We start from the raw sequence: 1453 nt of genomic DNA, 5'->3' as shown, positions 1-1453 counted from the left end.
CTATTGTGATGTAACGTCGTATGTTGATCAGCAGATCGTATGCTGACGATTTCAAAAGTACATAATTAAGTACATTTTTATATGTCACTTTTTTTAATTCTATTTAATTCAGTTAGTTGAGTTTTTGTTTTCGTAATCGTTATTAAATAATAATCACAGGAACAATGGGCGCAGGCCGGGCGCCTGATTGGGGCGGGAGTACCGCGACAGCAGGTAGCGATTATTTATGATGTTGGCGTTTCGACGTTGTACAGAAAATTTCCGGCGAGTAACATGCCTTTGATGCCATTCATGGGAAAATAACACTCCTTTAATCAGCCATAAGAGTTAATTATATAAACTTAAATGGATTTGTTAATTGAATTTCATCAAGATTAACTCTATATAAAAGATTTATTGTCTTTGTTATGGCGTCTATATATTCTGCGCTATTCATTATGGCAGTGTATTTATCGTATGCTTCGAAGCAATGATTTTCATTGATATATTCACTGCTATTGTTTTTATAAATTTCATATGACTCTTCCTTTTTGAAAATGCGCGCATCCAGCCAAGGGTCAAGTATATATTCCGATATTCCTTTTGAATCAGTAAAAGTCAAAAAAACGACCACATGATTCCCTCCTGACGCGCTATTATACATAAGGGATGTGCTTATTCTGGCATCAAATACATTATTTTTCGAAAATCCTATTCCGGTTAGTCTTTGTGGTATATATTTTGCAATAATCGCACCTAAAATTAGCGACATATCAGCACAGTTCCCTGTGTTATATTTTATTGAATCAATGGAAGAATATATTAGACTCAGAGATATTGGGTTTTCTGGTCTTTCAGCCATAGCTCTGTCAAAAGAGTTTGCTTTTATAGTTTGCAGAAATTTCTTGTGATGTTCTCTTTGTAAATTAAGAGCGTCGTATTTTTCCTGCGTATCAATTTTAAGCCTGTCAATTTGCATAGCATCATAACTGTCCGATTTCTTTATTATTGTTCTGACAAAAACGGTACATTCTGAAGCAGCATTAATAATACAGGAGGATAAATCAACTGAAGTACTCTGTTGGTTGTTACAGGCGCTCACTCCAGTTGTGTCGAATTTTTCTGTAGCTACATGTCCAACATTTATAATCAATTACATTTCCCTGTATTCAAAATTAAGCGATATTCTTATGTCACGACAACCTAACAGGGACTGACTACAAAGATCTTTAAAGAAACGTTCATTATTGTATCTATTGATGAACTCCCTTCAGATTTAGAGGTTGTGCCCATGGTCGAAAAGCTCCTCTACGCTCATATACTTAACTTATCGGGAACATGGTAGGTTAGGATGTGAAAACACAGGGACAGTTACTGTCACTGCGAAGGCAGCAATAAGGAGGCCTATCCTGTACGAACTGTGGAAAACTATATCTTGTTCACGATCACCTGCATCGTTGACGATGCGCGATCC

1 protein-coding gene and 1 pseudogene are annotated in these 1453 nt (G+C 36.3%); one reads left to right on the top strand and one right to left on the bottom strand.

Annotated elements, in window-relative coordinates; all coding sequences use genetic code 11:
- Nucleotides 1-159: 159 nt before the first annotated feature.
- Nucleotides 160-303 (top strand): annotated as a pseudogene (locus tag NAZ64_RS22330) (helix-turn-helix domain-containing protein); the annotation flags it as partial.
- 28 nt (nt 304-331) lie between these two features.
- Here NAZ64_RS22330 and NAZ64_RS22325 read toward each other — a convergent pair.
- Nucleotides 332-1132: a hypothetical protein gene (locus NAZ64_RS22325; RefSeq protein WP_001536069.1), complete on the bottom strand. Its 801-nt coding sequence runs from the start codon at nt 1130-1132 to the stop codon at nt 332-334.
- Nucleotides 1133-1453 lie beyond the last annotated feature (321 nt).

This window comes from Salmonella sp. A1325 (assembly GCF_056991255.1).
The sequence above is the reverse complement of the archived record's forward strand: the minus strand, read 5'-3'. Positions and strand labels throughout refer to the sequence as shown.